Consider the following 22,883-nt stretch of genomic DNA (forward strand, 5'->3'; position numbering starts at 1 on the left):
TAGTTGGCTGTGTGGGACTACTTATTCTGCAATCTGCAACTTACGCGCCTCGGTGTAGATATAACGCAGCTTGTCGTACTCAAACGGCGAGTCGAACTGTCCATAACGGAAGCTGGTGGTGTAGCGCTTGTCGACAGCACCCAGTACCCAGATTTCCGGATGACGCGTGCTTTCGTGGGGCACGTTGAGGAAGTTGATTTCCTGATTGACGCCGTAGTCGACCACTAGCCCTGTGGTGTCCCGCAGGTTGGACGGGCCAAGAATCGGCAGCATCAAGTAAGCCCCCCCTGGAACGCCATAGAAACCCAAGGTCTGGCCGAAGTCTTCGCTCACGCGAGGCAAGCCCATCGACGTGGCCGGGTCCCACAGGCCACCGACGCCGAGGGTGGTGTTCAACAGTAATCGTCCGGTGGTTTCCAGCGAGCGCTGCCCCTTGAGTTGCAGCAGGCTGTTAAACAGGTTGGGGACGTCACCCAGGTTATTGAAGAAGTTGCTCACGCCTGTGCGCACAAAACTGGGTGTCACGTAGCGGTAGCCGTTGACGACCGGCAGGAACACCCATTGATCGAAGCGGTAGTTGAAGTGGTAGATCCGGCGGTTCACGGACTCCAGCGGGTCATAAACGCTCAGGGCGTTCATGGTGGCGCGTTCAAATTCACGTTGATCCAGGCCGGGGTTGAACTTCAGGAGTTTCAAAGGCTGGGTGAAACCATCGACGTCTTGGGTGCGTTCGAGGTTGGCCTTGCTGTTGTCCGCTTGGGCGACGCCGGCGCTGAGCAGGGCGGCGACCAGTAATAAATGTTTAGCCACGGAAGAACTCCAGCATATCGTCAGCGTTGACACGGTAGTTGAGGTTGCCGCAATGGCCGCCATACGGGTAAACCGTCAGCCGATTGCCGAAGGTTTTACGCAGAAACCCAAGATCGCCCGGGCCGAGGATGATGTCGTCGGCGTTGTGCATCACGGCTATCTTCGGGCTGTTTTGCAGGTAGTCCTTCAGCGCGTAGAGGCTCACCTGGTCGATCAATTGCAATAACGTGCCGCCATCGGTGCGGGCCCGCCACATGGGGATGACTTGCTCTGTCAGGTAACAATCGAAGTCGCACAGCAGTGAACGCTTGAGGAACGGCGTGAGGCTGGTGCCTTCGGTGATCGGGTAGTTTGGCGGGGTGATCAGGCCGCGACGGTTGATCAGGTCCGAGGTGAACACGATGTCGGCTGACGAAAAGCGGAACATAGTGCCGATCAGCATCGCCATTTGTTCGTTGGTCAGTCGTTCCTTGGAGTTCTGGATGTCGTACACCAGTGCGGCGTTGAGGTCGACGTAGCCTTTCTGCTTGAAGTACCGGGTCAACTTGTTCAGTACCAGCTCATAGAAGGTGGTGCTGTTGTTGATGCCCTTAACTTCGGTTTGAACCAGTTTGTCGAGGTTGCTGATGGAGGTGTACAGATTGACTGGCGGGTTAAGCATCAGCACTTTTTTGAAGTTGAAGCTCTTGCGCGTCTCATCCAGATGGCTGACGAAGGCTGCGTCGAGCGCGCCCAGGCTGTAGCCGCTGAGGTAATAGTCGGTCACCGGAACGTCAGCCTGTTGTGCGCGGACCGCTTGCATGACGTGATACAAGTCTTCGGCATCGTATTGGCTGATACCCGGGGTGGCAAAGCGAGAGGCCGCGCTCATGAAGTCATAGCTGGTGGGCGATGACAGCTGCACCACGTGGTAGCCGGCTTGGTAAAACAGTTTTTTCAGATATTCGTTGAGGCTGCTGTTGTAAGGCGCGCCGGTGCCGGCAATCAGGAACATCAAGGGGGCCGGGTGGTCTTGTCTAGCCATGCGGTAGGTGAGCTTTTTGACTGCCCAAAAGTTGGCGGGCAGGGTGAACTCACGCTCCGGGCGCAGGGTCAGGCTGTAATCCGATTGCCGAATGTCATCTTCGCTCGGCAGATAAGGGCGCATCTGCGGTGGCGTGGTGGCGATCGTGGCTTCGAACGGATTGGTGATCGGGTAGCCATAGGTTGCGGGGTCGACATCGACCGCCTGTGCGGACGCACTCAATATAAGGCCGCCCAGCAGGGCAGCAAGGGACAGAGAACGAAGCATGAAGACTATCCTAGAGAAGGAGCTGAGAAGATTCGCAGGCTATGACCACAGGGCTACCTTCGAAGTGCCTTTTGCACCCCTAAATAAATCCCCCCACGCGTCGCAAGCGGCAAATGGCTACCAGACGATACACGTTGATTGACTTTAGTGAACAGATATCTGATTGCAAGGCTTGCATACCCGACAAGTGTGATTAAGCTGAGCGCCGCTTTTGCCTATCGGAGTTGTTATGCGCCCTCGTTTGCCGTTGATATTGCTGTTTATGGCTGTGCCCCTATGGCTGGCTGCCGGTTATGGCTTGCGTTATGGCTTGATGGAGGATCCGCAGTGGGTGGGCACCTGCGTGGCCGAGGCGACCCGTTGGGAGTGCCAGTTGCGCGCTAACCTGGGCTTGTTGATTCATTTCAGGGTGCTGGGTTGGGCAGCCATTGCCACGGCGGCGGTCGCTTTTTTTGTACGCGGCCGCCTTGGCCGTGCGTTGGCGGTGCTGGCCTTGGTCTTCGGGCTGCCAGCACTGGCGTTGTATAACGCCAGTCTCGCTGTGTTTGCGGTGGTGATTGCAGGATTGCGCCTGGTGAGGGCCAAGCGCGTTTGAACGATGCGCTTGCCTTGTGGGGGGCTGATGAGCTGCGCGAGACGCCGGGTCGGTGCGCCTCGCGTTGTTCCAGCGTGACTAAGGGCGGCGCAACCTGACGCTGCGCCACAGCGCCATGACCAGTAATGCGCTTACCAGCGCCCAGCCCCAAGCCTGTTCATTGCGCAGACCTTCACCGTACAGCTGCAATGGAGTCCCCGCACCGATGATGAACGCCAACAACCCCAATTCACGACGCGGTCCGCGCACGGGGCGCAGCAGGTACACCAGTGCCGGCAGCAAAAACGCAGCGCTCGGGAAGCTGCGATAACGCGGTTCAAACACCAGGCCAAGCATCAGGACGGCCCCGGCGAACCCGGCAGCGGCCAGCCACCAGCCAGCGCGACGTTCAAGCACATTGAACAGGCGCTCGCGCCATCCGTCTCTTTGCCCCAATGCCGACGCAGCGTGGGCCATGACGATGAGGTTGAGCAACAGCAGTGCTACGGCTCCTATCCATTCACCGGCATAACGGCTGGTGACTGACGCCAGTTGCGCCCAAGCAATGATCGAGCACCCCGACACTGCGCCTAATGCAGGCAATAGCAGTGCTGCACGGGTACTGCGAACCCGTCCGCCGATCAGCAGGGTGGCGATGAATGCTGCGCCGCCGAGGCCGAGCCAAACGGGCCAGTGGGGCAAGTTGGTCACGGGCCCGGCGAGTATGCCTTTGTCTTGACGATCGGCATCGAACAGGCCCCAGTAACCGCCAACGGCGCCTTCACTGCCGCGTTTCCAGGGTTGGTCGAAGGCTTCGATCAGGTTGTATTTCCAGCCGTTCTGCTCGGCCAGCGTGACAAAGCCACGAATGAACCTGGCTTCATTGACCCGGCTGGGCAGTGCTGTTTCGCGTTGGCGACCTTCGCTGGGCCAGCCGGTTTCACCGATCACGATGTCTTTGGGTGCAAATTTGCTGCCGAAAGCTTGGCGAATTTGTGCGACATGGTTAACCGCCTGGTCGATCCCCGCAGGGTCGTCTTCCCAATAGGGCAGCAGGTGGATGGTCAGGAAGTCGACGGCGGGCGCGATTTCCGGGTGTTGCAGCCAGAATTCCCAGACGTCCGCGTAGGTCACCGGTTGTTTGATCTGGCTTTTCACCTGCTCGATCAGTTTGACCAGTTGCGGGGCAGTGATTTCCTTACGCAGCAATGCCTCATTACCCACGATGACCGAACTGACGATATCCGGGTGTGCATTGGCCGATGCGATCAGCGCGTTGACTTCAGCGGCAGTGGCCACCGGGTCGCGGCTGACCCAAGCCCCCATCATGACCTTGAGCCCGTGTTTGCGCGCCAGCTCGGGCAGGGCTTCAAGCCCGGCCTGGGAGTAGGTGCGCACGCACTCAAAGCGCGTTGCCAGAAGGGCCAGATCCGCGTCCATGCGCTCAATACGCGGCACGAAGGGTTGATCGAAGGGCGATTGGTCTTTGTCGAACGGCGTGTAGGAGGCGCACTGCAACTTGTGGGTGGGCGTGGCCGCATCGGGCAGGATCACCGGCTGGCCCAGGCCATACCAGAAACCGGCCACGGCAAACAGGCTCAGTAAGCACGCAAAGAGATAAGGGAATGCGGGAAAGCGGGCAGTCGCAGACATGGTCGGGCCGTATGGGAGCAAAGCCGCGCATCTTACCTGCAATTGAGGCGAGTCAGCGCGTGCGAATGATTTTGTTACGTCTGGGCACATGTCGTTTGCAGTTGCCTTGAGGTCGCCGTCAGAGCAGGTTGCATTTAATCAGGGGTCGATCATCGAAATACGGGTTCAAGCGGTCCGGCACCCGTCGGGCCCGACACGGTGAGGATTCATTGATGAAGATGCGACGACTCTTGAGTGTGGGGGCTGCCTTGGTGCTGGCGATGGGGGCAGGCGTGGCCTGTGCGCAGGCAAAGCCCACACTTAATATCGGTTATGTCGATGGTTGGTCAGACAGTGTGGCCACGACCCATGTGGCCGCAGAGGTGATCAAGCAAAAGTTGGGTTATGACGTGAAGTTGATGCCGGTGGCGACCGGGATCATGTGGCAGGGTGTGGCCACCGGTAAGCTGGACGCGATGTTGTCCGCCTGGTTGCCCGTGACCCATGGCGAATACTGGGCGAAGAATAAGGGCAAGGTGGTGGATTACGGTCCCAATTTCAAAGACGCGAAAATCGGTTTGATCGTGCCTGAATACGTCAACGCCCAATCGATTGCCGACCTTAAAGAGGACAAGGGTTATAAACAGAAAATAGTCGGGATTGATGCGGGGTCCGGTGTGATGCTTAAAACGGATCAGGCCATCAAAGATTACGGCCTGGGTTATAAGCTGCAAGCCAGCTCCGGTGCGGCCATGACCTCAGAGCTGGGGCGTGCCTATGCCAAAAATGAACCGGTGGTGGTCACCGGTTGGGTGCCGCACTGGATGTTTGCCAAATGGAAGCTGCGTTTTCTCGATGATCCAAAGCAGGTCTATGGGGCCGCAGAAACCGTTAACAGTGTTGGCAGCAAAGCGCTGGACAGTAAAGCGCCGGAGGTGGCGGCCTTTTTGAAAAAATTCCAGTGGGCATCGAAAGATGAAATTGGCGACGTGATGCTGGCCATACAGGAAGGTGAGAAGCCAGAAGTGGCGGCTCGGGAGTGGGTAGCCAAACACCCCGATCGAGTCGCTGAGTGGACTCAATAAAAACGGCGAGGTGTCTAGCCCGGTATGTGCGTAACCGCCTGATGCGTGCGTCAGGCGGTTTTTGCGTTTCTGGGGCAGGCAAAATGATGTCAACTTCCATGCAGGCCAGATAAACCGGGGGCTACAGTGAATGGGTGGTTCTACTACTAAAGTCGTCTGGCTTAGAAATTGAAGCCCCCTAATAGTGAAATCGTTCCATCTCATCTGTGCTGCGAGGACAAAAATAATGAACGACAGCATTTACCTCACGATTCAAAACAGCCCCCGTTTCAAGGAGCTGGTTAAAAAAAGAGAGCGTTTCGCCTGGATTCTTTCGGCGATCATGCTTGGTTTGTATGCCGGTTTTATCCTGTTGATTGCCTACGGGTCGCACATCATGGGGGCGAAGTTGAGCCCCGGTTCGTCCATTACGTGGGGAATACCGATCGGTGTCGGGCTGATTGTTTCAGCGTTTGTGCTGACAGCTATTTATATACACCGTGCCAATGGCGAGTTTGACGACCTGAACAATGCAATTCTCAAGGAGGCTGCGCAATGATCCGGCGTCTATTGGCAACACTGGGCCTGGCAGCCTTGTCTTCTGGCGTCTGGGCGGGCGAAGCCCTGACCGGCGAAGTGCAGAAGCAACCTCTCAACGTGTCGGCGATCATCATGTTTGTGGTGTTCGTAGGCGCCACACTGTGCATCACGTATTGGGCCTCAAAGCGTAACAAGTCGGCGGCGGACTACTACGCCGCGGGCGGCAAGATCACCGGTTTTCAGAACGGTCTGGCAATTGCGGGTGACTACATGTCGGCCGCGTCCTTTCTGGGTATTTCCGCGCTGGTGTACACCTCGGGCTACGATGGCCTGATTTATTCCATCGGCTTTTTGGTGGGCTGGCCCATCATCCTGTTCCTGATTGCGGAACGTCTGCGTAACCTGGGCAAGTACACCTTTGCCGACGTGGCGTCCTACCGCCTTGGGCAGACTCAGATCCGCTCCCTGTCGGCCTGCGGATCGCTGGTGGTGGTGGCGTTTTACCTGATTGCCCAGATGGTGGGTGCGGGCAAGCTGATCCAGCTGCTGTTCGGTCTCGATTACCACGTTGCGGTAATTCTGGTGGGCATCCTGATGTGCCTGTATGTGCTGTTCGGCGGCATGCTGGCCACCACGTGGGTACAGATCATCAAAGCCGTGCTGTTGTTGTCCGGTGCGACGTTCATGGCTGTCATGGTGATGAAACACGTCAACTTCGACTTCAATGCGCTGTTTGCCGAGGCGGTGCAGGTTCACCCCAAAGGTGAAGCCATCATGAGCCCGGGCGGTCTGGTCAAGGACCCGATCTCGGCGTTTTCACTGGGTCTGGCCCTGATGTTCGGTACGGCTGGCCTGCCCCACATTCTCATGCGCTTCTTCACCGTGAGTGATGCTAAGGAAGCCCGTAAGAGCGTGCTTTATGCGACTGGCTTCATTGGTTACTTCTACATTCTGACGTTCATCATCGGGTTCGGCGCGATCATCCTTGTCAGCACGAACCCTGCGTTTAAAGATGCGGCAGGCGCGCTGCTGGGCGGCAATAACATGGCGGCCGTGCATTTGGCCGATGCCGTGGGTGGCAGTATCTTCCTGGGCTTCATCTCCGCTGTCGCTTTCGCCACGATTCTGGCGGTGGTGGCGGGCCTCACCTTGGCAGGTGCTTCGGCGGTGTCTCATGACTTGTATGCCAGTGTCATCAAAAAGGGCAAGGCAAACGACAAGGACGAGATTCGCGTCTCGAAAATCACCACCATCGCCCTCGGCGTGCTGGCGATTGGCCTTGGCATCTTGTTTGAAAGCCAGAACATTGCGTTCATGGTGGGCCTGGCGTTCTCCATCGCAGCCAGTTGTAACTTCCCGGTGTTGCTGCTTTCCATGTACTGGAAAAACCTCACCACGCGCGGTGCAATGATTGGCGGCTGGTTGGGGCTGGTCAGTGCCGTCGGCTTGATGGTTCTGGGTCCTACCATTTGGGTGCAGATCCTTCACCATGAAAAAGCCATCTTCCCTTACGAATACCCTGCGCTGTTCTCCATGATCATTGCATTCGTGGGTATCTGGTTCTTCTCGATTACTGACAAGTCCAAGTCGGCCGAGAAAGAGCGTGCGCTGTTCTTCCCTCAGTTTGTGCGTTCACAGACGGGCCTGGGGGCAAGCGGGGCGGTTTCTCACTAAGGTCATGCTGTAAGGCTGGAATAACCTGAAATCCCCCTGTCGAAAGGCAGGGGGATTTTTTGCATGCCTGAAAAAGGGGGGGCGTTAATGCCGTGCGGCAACCGAGGCAGTTGTGGTGCGTGGTGAGTTTAATCTACAGGCGCGCTGGGGCGTTGATGTGAGGCCGAGGGCGCGTGCTTGACAGTAACGGCAGGGTCTAGGGCGGGTAGCGTTGCGTTATGCGTGCGTGCTGTGTTGGGTCGGCGGGGGAGAATTCAGGGCAAAAAAATACGGCCTCTGGAGAGAGGCCGTATTTATTGCAGGTGTCGCGCGGTCGTTAGACGGACGCTTACTTGCGGTCTTCGAGTTTGGTCAGGTCACGCTGCTCGTAGCCGGTGTACAGCTGGCGCGGACGGCCAATCTTGTACGGGCTGGAGAGCATTTCTTTCCAGTGCGAGATCCAGCCCACGGTACGCGACAGGGCAAAGATCACGGTGAACATGCTGGTTGGAATGCCGATCGCCTTGAGGATGATCCCCGAGTAGAAGTCGACGTTCGGGTACAGCGAGCGTTCGATGAAGTACGGGTCGGTCAGGGCGATCTCTTCCAGGCGCATGGCCAGTTCGAGTTGCGGATCGTTCTGGATGCCCAGTTCTTTGAGCACTTCGTCGCATGTCTTTTTCATGACCGTTGCACGCGGGTCGCGGTTTTTGTAAACGCGGTGACCGAAGCCCATCAGTTTGAACGGATCGTTCTTGTCCTTGGCCTTGGCGATGAACGTGTCGATGTTGGAGACATCGCCAATTTCGTCGAGCATGGTCAGTACGGCCTCGTTGGCGCCGCCGTGAGCAGGCCCCCACAGTGCAGCGATGCCCGCCGCAATACAGGCGAACGGGTTGGCACCCGAGGAACCTGCCAGGCGTACGGTGGACGTCGACGCGTTCTGTTCGTGGTCGGCGTGCAGGATAAAGATCTTATCCATGGCCTTGGCCAGTACCGGGCTGATCGGTTTGATCTCGCACGGGGTGTTGAACATCATGTGCAGGAAGTTTTCGGCGTAGCTCAGGTCGTTACGTGGGTACATCATGGGCTGGCCCATGGAGTACTTGTAAACCATTGCGGCCAGGGTCGGCATCTTGGCAACCAGGCGGATCGCGGAAATTTCGCGATGCTGCGGGTTATTGATGTCGAGGGAGTCGTGGTAGAAGGCAGACAGGGCGCCGACTACGCCGCACATGACGGCCATCGGGTGGGCGTCGCGACGGAAGCCGTTGAAAAAGGTCTTCAGCTGTTCGTGAACCATGGTGTGGTTCTTGACGGTGCTGACGAACTCGGCTTTCTGCTCTGCGGTCGGCAGTTCGCCGTTCAGCAGCAGGTAAGCTGTTTCAAGGTAATCAGAATGTTCGGCCAGTTGTTCGATCGGGTAACCGCGGTGTAGCAGGATACCGTTGTCACCATCAATATAGGTGATCTTCGACTCGCAGGACGCGGTCGACATGAAGCCAGGGTCAAATGTGAACCGGCCCGTGGCCGTGAGGCCTCGCACATCGATTACATCGGGACCCACGGTGCCAGTTAAAATGGGCAGCTCGACGGGGGCTGCGCCCTCGATGATCAACTGCGCTTTTTTGTCAGCCATGTGGCCTCCTATTTATGCTTGAAATCATCAGACAGACCCCCCACGCAGGGCCCGCACCACTATAGTGAGATAAATTTGAATGTCAATTTGCCTAAAGTCTTGCTGTACAAGGCTTTGAGGAGCATTTTTTAGCGATTATCCCTGCCGTTTACGCCTTTTGTAGCTTCATTGCAATGAGCTATTAGAGGGAGGTGATTGCGTTGTCATTAGTGACCTAACTGTCTATACTCGGCAGCCGACCGCCAGGGGCTTTTGGGCCCGTTTAGATGGGGGTCGTCACTCCCTGGGTGGTGGGTACCTGACCAGTGCACATCCCAACAAACTTGCCCTGATTGTTAGGGGCTCTTCAGTGTGAAAAAAGCCGTGAATAGCCAACGACCTGTAAACCTAGACCTAAGGACCATCAAACTCCCCATTACCGGCGTTACGTCATTTCTGCACCGTGTATCGGGCATCATTCTCTTTCTCGGCCTGGGCATCATGCTTTATGCATTGAGCAAATCCCTGGGTTCGGAAGAAGGTTTTGCCGAGGTGAAGGCATGCTTGACCAGTCCGCTGGCCAAATTCGTAGCGTGGGGCCTGCTCTCTGCCTTGCTGTACCACTTGGTGGCAGGTATTCGCCATTTGATCATGGACATGGGCATCGGTGAGACGCTGGAAGGCGGCAAACTGGGCTCGAAAATCGTAATCGTCATTTCCGTGGTGATGATCGTTCTGGCGGGAGTTTGGATATGGTAACCAGCGTTACGAACCTGTCGCGTTCGGGCCTCTATGACTGGATGGCACAGCGTGTGTCTGCGGTCGTTCTAGCGGCTTATTTCATCTTCCTGATCGGGTACCTCGTTGCGAACCCTGGCATTGGCTACGCCCAATGGCATGAGCTGTTCGCAAGCAACTGGATGCGTATCTTCAGTCTGCTGGCCCTTGTTGCACTCGGCGCTCACGCCTGGGTCGGCATGTGGACCATCGCGACCGACTACCTGACGCCGATGGCGCTGGGCAAATCCGCGACAGCAGTACGTTTCCTCTTCCAGGCAGTATGCGGCGTTGCAATGTTCGCTTACTTCGTCTGGGGTGTGCAGATTCTTTGGGGTATCTGAGTCATGGCTAACACAGTTAATACACTTTCGTTCGACGCCATCATTGTAGGCGGCGGCGGTGCTGGCATGCGTGCTGCCCTGCAGCTGGCACAAGGCGGTCACAAGACTGCTGTAATCACCAAAGTCTTCCCGACCCGTTCGCACACCGTATCGGCACAGGGTGGCATCACCTGCGCCATCGCGTCTGCAGACCCGAACGATGACTGGCGCTGGCACATGTACGATACCGTCAAGGGTTCCGACTACATCGGTGACCAGGACGCTATCGAATACATGTGTTCCGTAGGGCCGGAAGCCGTGTTCGAGCTTGAACACATGGGCTTGCCGTTCTCCCGCACCGAACAGGGTCGTATTTATCAGCGTCCTTTCGGCGGCCAGTCGAAAGATTTCGGTAAGGGTGGCCAGGCTGCCCGTACATGCGCCGCAGCTGACCGTACCGGTCACGCCCTGCTGCACACCCTGTACCAGGCCAACCTGAAGGCCGGCACTGTATTCCTGAACGAATACTACGGTGTCGATCTGGTCAAGAACGAAGACGGCGCCTTTGTCGGCATGATCGTCATCTGCATTGAAACAGGTGAAACCTCTTACGTTCGCGCGAACGCAACCGTGTTGGCGACTGGCGGTGCAGGCCGTATCTACTCCTCCACCACCAACGCCCTGATCAACACCGGTGACGGTATTGGCATGGCGCTGCGTGCAGGCGTTCCGGTGCAGGACATCGAAATGTGGCAGTTCCACCCAACCGGTATCGCCGGCGCGGGTGTACTGGTTACAGAAGGTTGCCGTGGTGAAGGTGGATACCTGATCAACAAGCACGGCGAGCGTTTCATGGAGCGTTATGCGCCGAACGCCAAAGACCTGGCTGGACGTGACGTAGTCGCTCGCTCGATGGTTAAAGAAATCATCGCGGGCAACGGTTGCGGTCCGGATGGCGACCACGTGATGCTGAAACTCGATCACCTGGGTGAAGAAGTGCTGCACAGCCGTCTGCCAGGCATCTGCGAACTGTCCAAAACGTTCGCGCACGTTGACCCGGTTCTGGCGCCAGTTCCAGTAGTTCCTACTTGCCACTACATGATGGGCGGTGTTGCCACCAACATTCATGGTCAGGCAATTACTCAGGACGCTGAAGGCAATGACGCAATCATTCCTGGCTTGTTCGCGGTCGGTGAAGTGGCGTGCGTATCGGTTCACGGTGCCAACCGTCTGGGCGGCAACTCGTTGCTCGACCTGGTGGTGTTCGGTCGTGCGGCTGGCCTGTTCCTTGAGCAGACCCTGAAAGAAGGCGTTGATTACGCCCGTCCACGTCAGGCTGATATCGATGCTGCCCTGGCACGTCTGGATGGCTTGAACTCGCGCACTGATGGCGAAGACGTGGCTACCCTGCGTAAAGAGCTGCAAAGCTGCATGCAGAACTACTTCGGTGTATTCCGTACTGGCGAATACATGCAGAAGGGTATTGCCCAGCTGCAAGAGCTGCGCAAGCGCATCGCCAACGTGAAAATCAACGATAAGAGCCAGGCATTCAACACGGCCCGTATCGAAGCACTTGAGCTGCAAAACCTGCTTGAAGTGGCTGAAGCCACTGCAATCGCTGCTGAAACCCGTAAAGAATCGCGCGGTGCTCACGCCCGTGAAGACTACGAAGATCGTGACGACGTTAACTGGCTGTGCCACACCCTGTACTTCCCGGGTGAGAAACGCGTAGCCAAGCGTGCGGTGAACTTCTCGCCGAAAACCGTTCCGACCTTCCAGCCAATGGTTCGTACTTACTAAGGGTGGCCGATATGTTGAAAGTCAGTGTTTATCGCTACAACCCGGATCAGGACGCTGCACCGTTCATGCAAGAGTTCCAGGTCAATACCAATGGTAAAGACCTCATGGTGCTGGACGTTCTGGCCCTGATTAAAGAGCAGGACGAAGGTTTTTCCTATCGTCGCTCTTGCCGCGAAGGCGTGTGTGGCTCCGACGGCATGAACATCAACGGCAAGAACGGCCTGGCGTGCGTAACGCCGCTGTCCGCTGTCGTAAAAGGTAACAAGTTGGTGATCCGTCCGCTGCCAGGTTTGCCGGTTATCCGTGACCTGGTCGTCGACATGAGCATCTTCTACAAGCAATACGAGAAGGTGAAGCCGTTCCTGCAGAACGATACGCCGGCCCCGGCCATCGAACGTCTGCAATCGCCAGAAGAGCGTGAAAAGCTCGACGGTCTGTACGAGTGCATCCTGTGCGCTTGCTGCTCGACTTCGTGCCCGTCCTTCTGGTGGAACCCGGACAAGTTCCTGGGCCCTGCTGCACTGCTGCAAGCCTACCGTTTCCTGGCTGACAGCCGTGACACCAAGACCAGCGAGCGTCTGGCTTCACTGGATGACCCGTTCAGCGTATTCCGCTGCCGCGGGATCATGAACTGCGTGAACGTGTGTCCGAAGGGTCTGAACCCGACTAAGGCCATCGGCCACGTGCGTAGCATGCTGCTGCAAAGCGGCGTCTGATACACCGCTCTACCGTAGATCGCTGTAACCGAAGATGCTGCGGCGCAGGCTTCAACCGGCGCCGTAGTTTTAACCTGAGCAGCAGCTCACAAAGTTGCGGCTCTTATTTTGAAGAAATGAGACCAGCAGGGGCATCCGGGCTGGTACCCGGACTATCAGCGTGATCCTAAGTGGCTTGTTTTAGTCGCTGTATTCGGACTTTCTCAAGCATGCTCTGGTGTTCTCGTCGATGGTGTCCCCTAACCGAGGGTGACCAAGCATGCAAGAAAGCGTGATGCAGCGCATGTGGAACAGCGGCTATCTTTCAGGTGGTAACGCTGCCTATGTGGAAGAGCTCTACGAGCTCTACCTGCACGACCCTAACGCTGTGCCAGAAGAATGGCGCACCAAATTTCAGACGTTGCCGACTGACGGCAACTCTGCCAACGATGTTTCGCACTCCACAATCCGCGACCATTTCGTGCTGCTGGCAAAGAACCAGCGCCGCGCCCAACCGGTTTCCGCCGGGAGCGTGAGCAGTGAGCACGAGAAGAAGCAGGTTGAAGTGCTGCGATTGATCCAGGCCTATCGGATGCGCGGCCACCAGGCAGCCCAGCTTGATCCGCTGGGGCTGTGGCAGCGTCCTGCACCTGCAGACCTGTCGATCAATCATTACGGCTTGACCAATGCCGATCTTGATACGACCTTCCGTGCCGGCGACCTGTACATCGGCAAAGAGGAAGCGAGCCTACGCGAAATTCTCGAAGCGTTGCAGCAGACATATTGCCGCACCATTGGCGCAGAGTTCACGCACATCGTCGATTCCGAGCAGCGCCACTGGTTTGAACAGCGCCTCGAAAGCGTGCGCGGCCGCCCAACGTATTCGGCTGAAGTCAAAAGCCATCTGCTTGAGCGCGTCACGGCTGCCGAAGGTCTGGAAAAATACCTGGGCACCAAATACCCGGGCACAAAGCGTTTCGGCCTGGAAGGTGGCGAGAGCCTGATTCCTTTGCTGGACGAGCTGATCCAGCGTTCGGGCAACTACGGCACCAAAGAAATCGTCATCGGCATGGCCCACCGGGGTCGTCTGAACGTATTGGTGAACACCTTCGGCAAAAACCCGCGCGAGTTGTTCGACGAGTTCGAAGGCAAGAAAAAGATCGAGCTGGGTTCCGGTGACGTTAAATACCACCAGGGCTTCTCCTCCAACGTCATGACCTCCGGTGGCGAAGTTCACCTGGCCATGGCGTTTAACCCGTCCCACCTGGAAATCGTTTCTCCAGTGGTTGAAGGGTCTGTACGTGCACGCCAGGATCGTCGTAACGACAAGACGGGCGACAAGGTTCTGCCGATTTCCATCCACGGTGACGCTGCGTTCGCAGGTCAGGGCGTGGTCATGGAAACCTTCCAGATGTCGCAAACACGCGGCTTCAAGACTGGCGGTACCGTACACCTGGTGATTAACAACCAGGTGGGCTTCACCATCAGCAACCCGCTGGACTCGCGTTCCACCGAGTACTGCACCGACGTCGCGAAAATGATTCAAGCGCCGATCCTCCATGTCAATGGTGATGATCCGGAAGCCGTCATGTTCGTGACCCAGCTGGCTATCGACTACCGCATGCAGTTCAAGCGTGACGTCGTGATCGACCTGTTCTGCTACCGCCGTCGCGGTCACAACGAGGCCGACGAGCCAAACGGCACTCAGCCGCTGATGTATCAGCAGATCGCCAAACAGCGCACCACCCGTGAACTGTATGCCGACCGTCTGACTCAGGAAGGTGTGGTTGACACAGATCGCGTTCAGGCCAAGATCGACGAATACCGCAACGCGCTGGACAACGGTCTGCATGTGGTAAAAAGCCTGGTCAAAGAGCCTAACAAAGAGCTGTTCGTAGACTGGCGTCCATACCTGGGCCATGCCTGGACTGCGCGTCACGACACGCGTTTTGATCTCAAAACCCTGCAAGAACTGTCGGCCAAGCTGCTGGAAATTCCAGAAGGCTTCGTCATGCAGCGTCAGGTGTCGAAGATCTACGAAGACCGTCAAAAAATGCAAGCCGGTGGCCTGCCGATCAACTGGGGTTATGCCGAAACCATGGCATACGCGACCCTGGCGTTCGAAGGTCACCCGATCCGCATGACGGGTCAGGACATCGGCCGCGGTACGTTCTCGCACCGTCACGCCGTGTTGCACAACCAGAAAGACGCCAGCACCTACATTCCGTTGCAGCACCTGTACGAAGGTCAGCCTCGCTTTGACCTGTACGACTCGTTGCTGTCGGAAGAAGCGGTATTGGCGTTTGAATACGGCTACTCGACCACCACGCCAAACGCGCTGGTGATCTGGGAAGCCCAGTTCGGCGACTTCGCCAACGGTGCGCAGGTTGTGATCGACCAGTTCATCACCAGCGGCGAGCACAAGTGGGGTCGCCTGTGCGGTCTGACCATGTTGCTGCCACACGGTTATGAAGGTCAGGGCCCCGAGCACTCCTCGGCACGTCTTGAGCGTTACCTGCAGCTGTGCGCCGAGCACAACATTCAGGTGTGCGTACCGACCACTCCGGCACAGATCTACCATCTGCTGCGTCGTCAGGTCATCCGTCCGCTGCGCAAGCCGCTGGTGGTACTGACGCCGAAGTCGTTGCTGCGCCACAAACTGGCCGTGTCGACCCTCGAAGATCTGGCAGAAGGTTCGTTCCAGACCGTTATCCCGGAAATCGACGCGCAGGATCCGGCGAACGTCGAGCGCATCGTCCTGTGTAGCGGCAAGGTCTACTATGACCTGCTGGAAAAACGCCGTGCCGAAGGTCGTGAAGACATCGCCATCGTGCGTCTTGAGCAGCTGTACCCGTTCCCTGAGGACGACTTGATTGAAGTCCTGGCTCCGTACAAAAACGTCAAACACATTGTTTGGTGTCAGGAAGAGCCGATGAACCAGGGTGCCTGGTACTGCAGCCAGCATCACATGCGCCGCATCATTGGCGGTCACGACAAGTCGCTCGTACTTGAGTACGCGGGCCGTGACGCTTCTGCTGCACCTGCTTGTGGTTATGCATCGATGCACGCCGAGCAACAGGCCAAACTGTTGCAAGACGCGTTTACTGTTTAACGCCTTCGCGCACTGAACCGAATTAAAGGAACCACGAACATGGCTATCGAGATTAAAGCCCCAACTTTTCCGGAATCGGTTGCCGACGGCACCGTTGCCACCTGGCACAAGCAACCGGGCGACGCTGTAAAGCGTGATGACCTGATTGTTGATATCGAGACCGACAAAGTTGTGCTGGAAGTACTGGCCACCGCTGATGGCGTACTGGGCGCAATCGTCAAGAACGAAGGCGACACCGTTCTGTCCGACGAAGTGCTGGGCTCTATCGTTGAAGGCGGCGCGGCGGCTCCAGCTGCACCGGCCGCTGCTGCTCCTGCCGCTCAGGCCGCTGCACCTGCTGCCGATGGCGAAGATGACCCGATCGCTGCACCGGCTGCGCGCAAAATTGCTGAAGAAAACGGCATCAACATCGCTTCCGTTGCCGGTACTGGCAAAGGTGGTCGTGTGACCAAGGAAGACGTCGTTGCTGCTGTAGCGGCCAAAAAAGCCGCGCCTGCTGCTGCACCTGCCAAAGCGGCTGCGCCTGCTGCAACTGCACCGGTATTCGCTGCTGGCGACCGCGTTGAAAAACGCGTTCCGATGACCCGCGTTCGTGCCACTGTGGCCAAGCGTCTGGTTGAAGCGCAGTCCAACATGGCGATGTTGACCACCTTCAACGAAGTGGACATGACTGAAATCATGGCACTGCGTTCGAAGTACAAGGACCTGTTCGAGAAGTCCCACAACGGCGTGCGTCTGGGCTTCATGTCGTTCTTCGTGAAGGCCGCCACTGAAGCGCTGAAACGCTTCCCGGCTGTCAACGCTTCGATCGACGGTTCCGACATCGTTTACCACGGCTACGCAGACATCGGCGTTGCCGTGTCCAGCGACCGCGGCCTGGTGGTGCCTGTTCTGCGTAACGCAGAGCTGATGAGCCTGGCGGAAATCGAAGGCGGTATCGCTGCCTACGGCAAAAAAGCCCGTGACGGCAAACTGTCGATTGACGAAATGACCGGCGGTACGTTCACGATCACTAACGGTGGTACTTTCGGTTCGATGATGTCGACCCCGATCGTTAACCCGCCGCAAGCTGCGATCCTGGGCATGCACAACATCCTTCAGCGTCCTATGGCCGTCAACGGTCAGGTTGTCATCCGTCCGATGATGTACCTGGCTCTGTCTTACGATCACCGCTTGATCGACGGCAAAGAAGCTGTAAGTTTCCTGGTAGCAATCAAAAACCTGCTGGAAGATCCAGCGCGTCTGCTGCTGGATATCTGATAGAAGCAGCCATGAGCTGCAAGTCTGAAGCCTGCGGTCGTTCGCGACCTGGCTTTGGCTTGCAGCTCGCGGCTTGAAGCTTGTCGCTAAAAGAGGATTCTTTTACATGTCTCAGAAATTTGACGTTGTAGTGATTGGTGCGGGCCCTGGTGGCTACGTTGCAGCCATCAAGGCCGCTCAACTGGGCCTTTCGACTGCTTGCATCGAAAAATACACCGACAAGGAAGGCAAACTGGCGCTGGGCGGTACCTGCCTGAACGTTGGCTGCATTCCATCCAAGGCGCTGCTGGACAGCTCCTGGAAGTACCACGAAGCCAAGGATGCATTCGCCATCCACGGCATCAGCACCGGTGAAGTGAAGATGGACGTGCCAGCGATGGTAGGCCGTAAGGCCAACATCGTTAAAGGTCTGACTTCCGGCGTTGCAACCCTGTTCAAGGCCAACGGTGTGACGTCCCTGCAAGGTCACGGCAAATTGCTGGCCGGCAAGAAAGTTGAACTGACCAAGCCGGACGGCAGCGTAGAAATCATCGAAGCCGAGAACGTGATTCTGGCTTCGGGTTCGCGCCCGATCGACATTCCGCCAGCTCCAGTTGATAACAACGTCATCGTTGATTCGACCGGCGCCCTGGAATTCCAATCCGTACCCAAGCGTCTTGGCGTGATCGGTGCAGGTGTGATCGGTCTGGAGCTGGGTTCGGTATGGTCACGTCTGGGTGCTCAGGTGACGGTTCTCGAAGCCCTGGATACTTTCCTGATGGCGGCTGACGCTGCTGTGTCCAAGGAAGCCTACAAAACCCTGACCAAGCAAGGTCTGGACATCAAACTGGGCGCCCGCGTTACCGGTTCCAAGGTTAACGGCGAAGAAGTCGTTGTGACCTACACCGACGCCAACGGCGAACAGACCATCACCTTCGACAAGCTGATCGTAGCGGTAGGCCGCCGTCCGGTGACCACCGAGCTGCTGGCAGCCGACAGCGGCGTGACCATTGACGAGCGCGGTTTCGTGTTTGTTGACGATCATTGCGCCACCAGCGTACCGGGCGTTTACGCCATTGGTGACGTAGTGCGCGGCATGATGCTGGCTCACAAGGCTTCCGAAGAAGGCATCATGGTTGTCGAGCGCATCAAAGGTCACAAGACCGAGATGAACTACGACCTGATTCCATCGGTTATTTACACTCACCCGGAGATCGCGTGGGTCGGTAAAACCGAACAGGCCTTGAAAGCTGAAGGCGTTGAAGTTAACGTCGGCACCTTCCCGTTCGCCGCCAGTGGCCGTGCCATGGCAGCAAACGACACCGGTGGCTTTGTAAAAGTCATTGCTGATGCCAAAACTGACCGCGTACTGGGCGTCCACGTGATTGGCCCGAGCGCAGCAGAGCTGGTACAGCAGGGCGCTATCGGTATGGAATTCGGCACCAGTGCCGAGGATCTGGGCATGATGGTTTTCTCCCATCCAACCCTGTCCGAAGCGTTGCACGAAGCAGCGCTGGCAGTGAATGGCGGCGCCATCCACATTGCCAACCGTAAGAAACGTTAAGACCAGACAATAAGAAACCACGGCGGTTTGCCCGTCGTGAGCCTTGCTCGCAAGCCTCACCGCGGAACTTCCGCCGGACGCAGTCTTGTCCCGTTTCAATCAGGCCCGACTCCGCCCACGCGGGTGTCGGGTTTGTTGAAACAGTGCAAGCAGCAGTCACAGGTGGTGCGGCACTAATAAAAGTGCAGCGCCGAATGCGCAGTACCTAACGAAGACGGTAAAAAGCATGAATCTTCACGAGTATCAGGGTAAGCAGCTGTTCGCTGAATACGGCCTGCCAGTATCCAAGGGTTATGCAGTAGACACCCCGGAAGCGGCCGCAGAAGCATGCGACAAAATCGGCGGGACCGAATGGGTTGTAAAAGCCCAGGTTCACGCAGGTGGTCGCGGTAAAGCGGGCGGTGTAAAGCTGGTTCGCAGCAAAGAAGACGCTAAAGCATTCGCACAACAGTGGTTGGGCAAGCGTCTGGTGACCTACCAGACTGACGCCAATGGTCAGCCGGTCACCAAGATCCTGGTTGAATCGTGCACTGATATCGCTAAAGAGCTGTACCTGGGCGCTGTCGTTGACCGTTCGAGCCGTCGTATCGTGTTCATGGCTTCCACCGAAGGTGGCGTGGACATCGAGAAAATCGCGCACGACACTCCTGAAAAAATTCTTAAAGCCACGATTGATCCATTGGTTGGCGCTCAGCCATTCCAGGGTCGTGAGCTGGCTTTCCAGCTGGGTCTGGAAGGCAAGCAGGTTTCCCAGTTCGCCAAGATCTTCGTAGGTCTGGCCAAACTGTTCCAGGACCACGATCTGGCCCTGCTGGAAGTGAACCCGCTGGTTATCAAGACTGACGGCGATCTGCACTGCCTCGATGCGAAAATCAACATCGACGCTAACGCCATGTACCGTCAGCCAAAGCTGAAGACTTTCCACGACCCGTCCCAGGACGATCCGCGCGAAGCGCACGCTGCCCAGTTCGAACTGAACTACGTAGCGCTGGAAGGCAACATTGGCTGCATGGTTAACGGCGCTGGCCTGGCCATGGGCACCATGGACATCGTCAATCTGCATGGCGGCAAACCTGCCAACTTCCTCGACGTTGGCGGCGGTGCTACCAAAGAACGTGTGACTGAAGCGTTCAAGATCATTCTGTCCGACAGCAATGTTGCCGCAGTATTGGTTAACATCTTCGGCGGCATCGTTCGTTGCGACATGATTGCCGAAGGCATCATCGGTGCAGTGAAAGAAGTCGGCGTTAAAATCCCGGTGGTTGTGCGCCTTGAAGGCAACAACGCTGAACTGGGCGCTAAAGTACTGGCAGAAAGCGGCTTGAACATCATCGCTGCTACCAGCTTGACCGACGCTGCTCAACAAGTTGTCAAAGCTGCGGAGGGCAAGTAATGAGCGTCCTGATCAATAAAGACACCAAAGTTATCTGCCAAGGCATCACCGGTTCGCAGGGCAGCTTCCACACCCAGCAAGCCATTGAGTACGGCACCAAAATGGTCGGCGGTGTGACGCCGGGCAAAGGCGGCACCACTCACCTGGACCTGCCTGTTTTCAACACGGTAAAAGAAGCAGTAGCGGCGACTGGCGCAACAGCCAGCGTTATCTACGTACCGGCTCCGTTCTGCAAGGACTCCATCCTTGAAGCGGCGTTCGGTGGCATCAAGCTGATCGTGTGCATCACTGAAGGCATTCCTACCCTGGACATGCTGGACGCTAAAGTTAAGTGCGACGAGCTGGGCGTGACCCTGATCGGCCCTAACTGCCCAGGCGTGATCACGCCGGGCGAATGCAAAATCGGCATCATGCCAGGTCACATCCACTTGCCAGGCAAAGTAGGCATCGTGTCGCGTTCCGGCACCCTGACTTACGAAGCCGTCAAGCAGACCACTGACGCCGGTTTCGGTCAGTCGACCTGCGTGGGCATCGGTGGTGACCCGATTCCTGGCTCCAACTTCATCGACATCCTGAAGCTGTTCCAGGAAGACCCGAAGACCGAAGCGATCGTGATGATCGGTGAGATCGGCGGTTCGGCTGAAGAAGAAGCGGCTGCCTACATCAAGGCAAACGTGACCAAGCCGGTTGTTTCCTACATTGCTGGTGTGACTGCCCCTGCTGGCAAGCGCATGGGCCATGCGGGCGCAATCATCTCCGGCGGCAAGGGCACTGCAGACGAGAAGTTTGCTGCTCTGGAAGACGCAGGCGTTAAAACCGTGCGTTCGCTGGCAGACATCGGCAAGGCTCTGTCCGAGCTGACTGGCTGGGCTATCAAATAAGCCACGTGCTTGATTGAGTGCTACACCAGACAAAGGCCACCTTCGGGTGGCCTTTGTGCGTTCAGTACCCCGGTACTTTGAAAAACCCTGTGGCAGGGTCATTATTCAGACTCCAGGCTGTAATCTTCGCTGGGTCTGGTCGCTTCAGGTTTGGCTGCACAGGAATGCTACCTGCCAAGCATTGCGTTCGTTTGAGACGTTCAATAGCGTCTTTGACGGGGCCAGCCCCCCTTGAAGCAGCGTCGTGCTGATCGCCATCAGCGACAAATCCCGTACAACCTGTTGCCGGACTCCCAGCCGTTTAGTGAATGGGTGCGTAGGTTGTTGTGTGCTGCCATGTAGGAAAAGCACACCAAGGCGAATTTCGATGTCATCAAAGCGACAACTGCATGCGTTCATCGGACAGAACGCCCTGCAACAGTGCGTTGCAGGAAAAAAATGGGTAATCTGACGGCCAATTCTGCGTTCGCATCCCACAAGGAAGCCACGCGCTAGACGGGTTGGACTTATACAGTTCGACAGCATTTCCCACATCCGCACGGGAAATTCCCCCTCTAAATTCCGATTCAGTAGTGTGGTATTTCCGTAATGAAAGTATTGAAAGGCCAGGACATCCTGGCACTTGGGTTTATGACGTTTGCCCTGTTCGTTGGGGCTGGCAATATCATTTTCCCGCCGATCGTTGGCCTGCAAGCCGGACCGAATGTCTGGATTGCGGCGTTGGGCTTTCTGATCACCGCTGTAGGCCTGCCAGTCATCACCGTTGTGGCGCTGGCGAAAGTCGGCGGTGGCATGGCTGCGCTGAGCAGTCCGATCGGTAAAATCGCCGGTGGCTTGTTGGCCGCTGTTGCGTACCTGGCGGTAGGTCCGCTGTTCGCGACCCCGCGTACGGCCACCGTATCGTTTGAAGTCGGTCTTGCGCCCCTGACCGGAGAAAGCCCGCTCGCGCTGTTCCTGTACAGCTCGGTGTACTTCCTTATCGTGTTTTTCGTTTCACTGTACCCAGGCCGTCTGCTGGACACCGTGGGGCGCTTTCTGGCGCCGCTGAAAATCATCGCGCTGGCGATCCTCGGTATCGCTGCATTTGCATTGCCGGCGGGCGACATTGGCGTGGCCACCCCGGAATACGTTGCAGCGCCGTTCTCCCAAGGGTTCATCAATGGTTACCTGACCATGGACACGCTGGGCGCCCTGGTATTCGGCATCGTGATCGTTAACGCCATCCGCTCCCGTGGCGTGGAATCGCCCAAGCTGATTACCCGCTATGCCATTATTGCGGGTCTGATTGCAGGCGTCGGTTTGGCACTGGTGTATGTCAGCCTGTTCCGTCTCGGCTCGGGCAGTCATGAAGTTGCCGCTGGCGCCACCAACGGCGCGGCGGTGCTGCACGCGTACGTTCAGCACACCTTCGGCTCGCTGGGCAGTGGCTTCCTTGCCGTGTTGATTGCACTGGCTTGCCTGGTGACAGCAGTGGGTCTGACCTGTGCCTGTGCCGAGTACTTCAGTACTGTTCTGCCACTGTCCTACAAGGCCCTGGTGGTCATACTGGCCTTGTTCTCGCTGGGCGTGTCCAACTTGGGCCTGACGCAGTTGATCGCGTTCTCCATCCCGTTGCTGACAGCGATCTACCCGCCGTGCATCGTGCTGGTGGCGCTGAGTTTCTGCAAAGGCCTGTGGCATGCTCAAGCCAGGATTGTAGGCCCGGTCATGCTGGTGTCGTTTATCTTCGGTTCCATTGACGCACTCAAAGGCGCTGGTATGGCGGGCTGGATTCCGACCCAACTGGTCAACATGCCGTTCAGTGAGCAAGGTCTGGCGTGGCTGGTGCCTTCGCTGGTCGTTCTGCTCGGGGCGGTGATTTGCGACCGCATGCTGGGCAAGCGTCACGAAGCCTTGGCGTGATTGTTCAGTCCGCCA

At 57.2% G+C, this 22,883-nt stretch carries 18 protein-coding genes; 14 read left to right on the forward strand and 4 right to left on the reverse strand.

Going from position 1 to position 22,883, the window contains the following annotated elements; all coding sequences use genetic code 11:
- Positions 1-21 precede the first annotated feature (21 nt).
- Complete coding sequence (locus V6F78_RS00450; RefSeq protein WP_047277744.1) at positions 22-810, reverse strand: MlaA family lipoprotein; 789 nt, start codon at positions 808-810, stop codon at positions 22-24.
- Positions 803-2,101 carry a serine/threonine protein kinase gene (locus tag V6F78_RS00455; RefSeq protein ID WP_047274245.1) on the reverse strand — a complete coding sequence of 433 codons (1,299 nt, stop codon included), beginning with the start codon at positions 2,099-2,101 and terminating at the stop codon, positions 803-805. Before V6F78_RS00455 ends, V6F78_RS00450 begins: the two co-directional genes overlap by 8 nt.
- A 229-nt stretch (positions 2,102-2,330) precedes the next feature.
- Here V6F78_RS00455 and V6F78_RS00460 point away from each other — a divergent pair, with 229 nt between their 5' ends.
- Positions 2,331-2,696, forward strand: a complete 366-nt coding sequence (locus V6F78_RS00460; RefSeq protein WP_047277743.1) for a hypothetical protein — start codon at positions 2,331-2,333, stop codon at positions 2,694-2,696.
- A 78-nt stretch (positions 2,697-2,774) separates the two neighbouring features.
- Here the strand turns inward: V6F78_RS00460 and V6F78_RS00465 are convergent, their stop codons facing one another.
- Entirely contained in the window at positions 2,775-4,328 is a 1,554-nt protein-coding gene (locus V6F78_RS00465) for a glycoside hydrolase family 17 protein (protein ID WP_332726435.1), read from the reverse strand.
- Positions 4,329-4,540: 212 nt separating this feature from the next.
- Here V6F78_RS00465 and V6F78_RS00470 point away from each other — a divergent pair, with 212 nt between their 5' ends.
- The 3 genes from V6F78_RS00470 (at position 4,541) to V6F78_RS00480 (ending at position 7,585) form a co-directional block, all read left to right on the forward strand.
- On the forward strand, positions 4,541-5,392 hold the full coding sequence (locus V6F78_RS00470) for a glycine betaine ABC transporter substrate-binding protein (protein WP_047292757.1): 852 nt from the start codon (positions 4,541-4,543) through the stop codon (positions 5,390-5,392).
- A gap of 226 nt (positions 5,393-5,618) precedes the next feature.
- On the forward strand, positions 5,619-5,930 hold the full coding sequence (locus V6F78_RS00475; RefSeq protein WP_047274253.1) for a DUF485 domain-containing protein: 312 nt from the start codon (positions 5,619-5,621) through the stop codon (positions 5,928-5,930).
- Positions 5,927-7,585 carry a cation acetate symporter gene (locus V6F78_RS00480; RefSeq protein ID WP_332726436.1) on the forward strand — a complete coding sequence of 553 codons (1,659 nt, stop codon included), beginning with the start codon at positions 5,927-5,929 and terminating at the stop codon, positions 7,583-7,585. The genes V6F78_RS00475 and V6F78_RS00480 overlap by 4 nt, the downstream gene beginning before the upstream one ends.
- A gap of 328 nt (positions 7,586-7,913) precedes the next feature.
- On the opposite strand, the gene gltA is transcribed toward V6F78_RS00480, so the two are convergent.
- Entirely contained in the window at positions 7,914-9,203 is a 1,290-nt protein-coding gene (gene gltA, locus V6F78_RS00485; RefSeq protein ID WP_047292760.1) for a citrate synthase, read from the reverse strand.
- Positions 9,204-9,554: 351 nt separating this feature from the next.
- On the opposite strand from gltA, the gene sdhC reads away from it, so the two are divergent.
- From sdhC to brnQ, 10 genes are all read left to right on the forward strand, one after another.
- Positions 9,555-9,941, forward strand: coding sequence for a succinate dehydrogenase, cytochrome b556 subunit (gene sdhC / locus V6F78_RS00490; protein ID WP_070411961.1), 387 nt, complete (start codon positions 9,555-9,557; stop codon positions 9,939-9,941).
- Entirely contained in the window at positions 9,935-10,303 is a 369-nt protein-coding gene (gene sdhD / locus V6F78_RS00495; protein WP_003446906.1) for a succinate dehydrogenase, hydrophobic membrane anchor protein, read from the forward strand. The genes sdhC and sdhD overlap by 7 nt, the downstream gene beginning before the upstream one ends.
- A 3-nt stretch (positions 10,304-10,306) precedes the next feature.
- Positions 10,307-12,082 carry a succinate dehydrogenase flavoprotein subunit gene (gene sdhA, locus V6F78_RS00500; protein WP_047274260.1) on the forward strand — a complete coding sequence of 592 codons (1,776 nt, stop codon included), beginning with the start codon at positions 10,307-10,309 and terminating at the stop codon, positions 12,080-12,082.
- Positions 12,083-12,093: 11 nt separating this feature from the next.
- Positions 12,094-12,798: a succinate dehydrogenase iron-sulfur subunit gene (locus tag V6F78_RS00505; protein ID WP_047274262.1), complete on the forward strand. Its 705-nt coding sequence runs from the start codon at positions 12,094-12,096 to the stop codon at positions 12,796-12,798.
- Positions 12,799-13,057: 259 nt separating this feature from the next.
- Positions 13,058-15,889, forward strand: coding sequence for a 2-oxoglutarate dehydrogenase E1 component (locus tag V6F78_RS00510; protein ID WP_047274264.1), 2,832 nt, complete (start codon positions 13,058-13,060; stop codon positions 15,887-15,889).
- A 39-nt stretch (positions 15,890-15,928) separates the two neighbouring features.
- Positions 15,929-17,149 (forward strand): 2-oxoglutarate dehydrogenase complex dihydrolipoyllysine-residue succinyltransferase, encoded by a 1,221-nt coding sequence (gene odhB, locus V6F78_RS00515; RefSeq protein WP_047274266.1) that lies wholly within the window; start codon positions 15,929-15,931, stop codon positions 17,147-17,149.
- Positions 17,150-17,255: 106 nt separating this feature from the next.
- Positions 17,256-18,692: a dihydrolipoyl dehydrogenase gene (lpdA, locus tag V6F78_RS00520; RefSeq protein WP_047274268.1), complete on the forward strand. Its 1,437-nt coding sequence runs from the start codon at positions 17,256-17,258 to the stop codon at positions 18,690-18,692.
- A 226-nt stretch (positions 18,693-18,918) separates the two neighbouring features.
- Positions 18,919-20,085 (forward strand): ADP-forming succinate--CoA ligase subunit beta, encoded by a 1,167-nt coding sequence (gene sucC / locus V6F78_RS00525; protein WP_047274270.1) that lies wholly within the window; start codon positions 18,919-18,921, stop codon positions 20,083-20,085.
- Positions 20,085-20,966, forward strand: coding sequence for a succinate--CoA ligase subunit alpha (gene sucD / locus V6F78_RS00530; RefSeq protein ID WP_016780174.1), 882 nt, complete (start codon positions 20,085-20,087; stop codon positions 20,964-20,966). The genes sucC and sucD overlap by 1 nt, the downstream gene beginning before the upstream one ends.
- 588 nt (positions 20,967-21,554) lie before the next feature.
- Positions 21,555-22,868, forward strand: a complete 1,314-nt coding sequence (gene brnQ / locus V6F78_RS00535; protein WP_047292762.1) for a branched-chain amino acid transport system II carrier protein — start codon at positions 21,555-21,557, stop codon at positions 22,866-22,868.
- Positions 22,869-22,883 lie beyond the last annotated feature (15 nt).

Origin of the sequence: Pseudomonas sp. ESBL9, assembly GCF_036668715.1 — a bacterium.
Classification (GTDB): domain Bacteria; phylum Pseudomonadota; class Gammaproteobacteria; order Pseudomonadales; family Pseudomonadaceae; genus Aquipseudomonas; species Aquipseudomonas lundensis.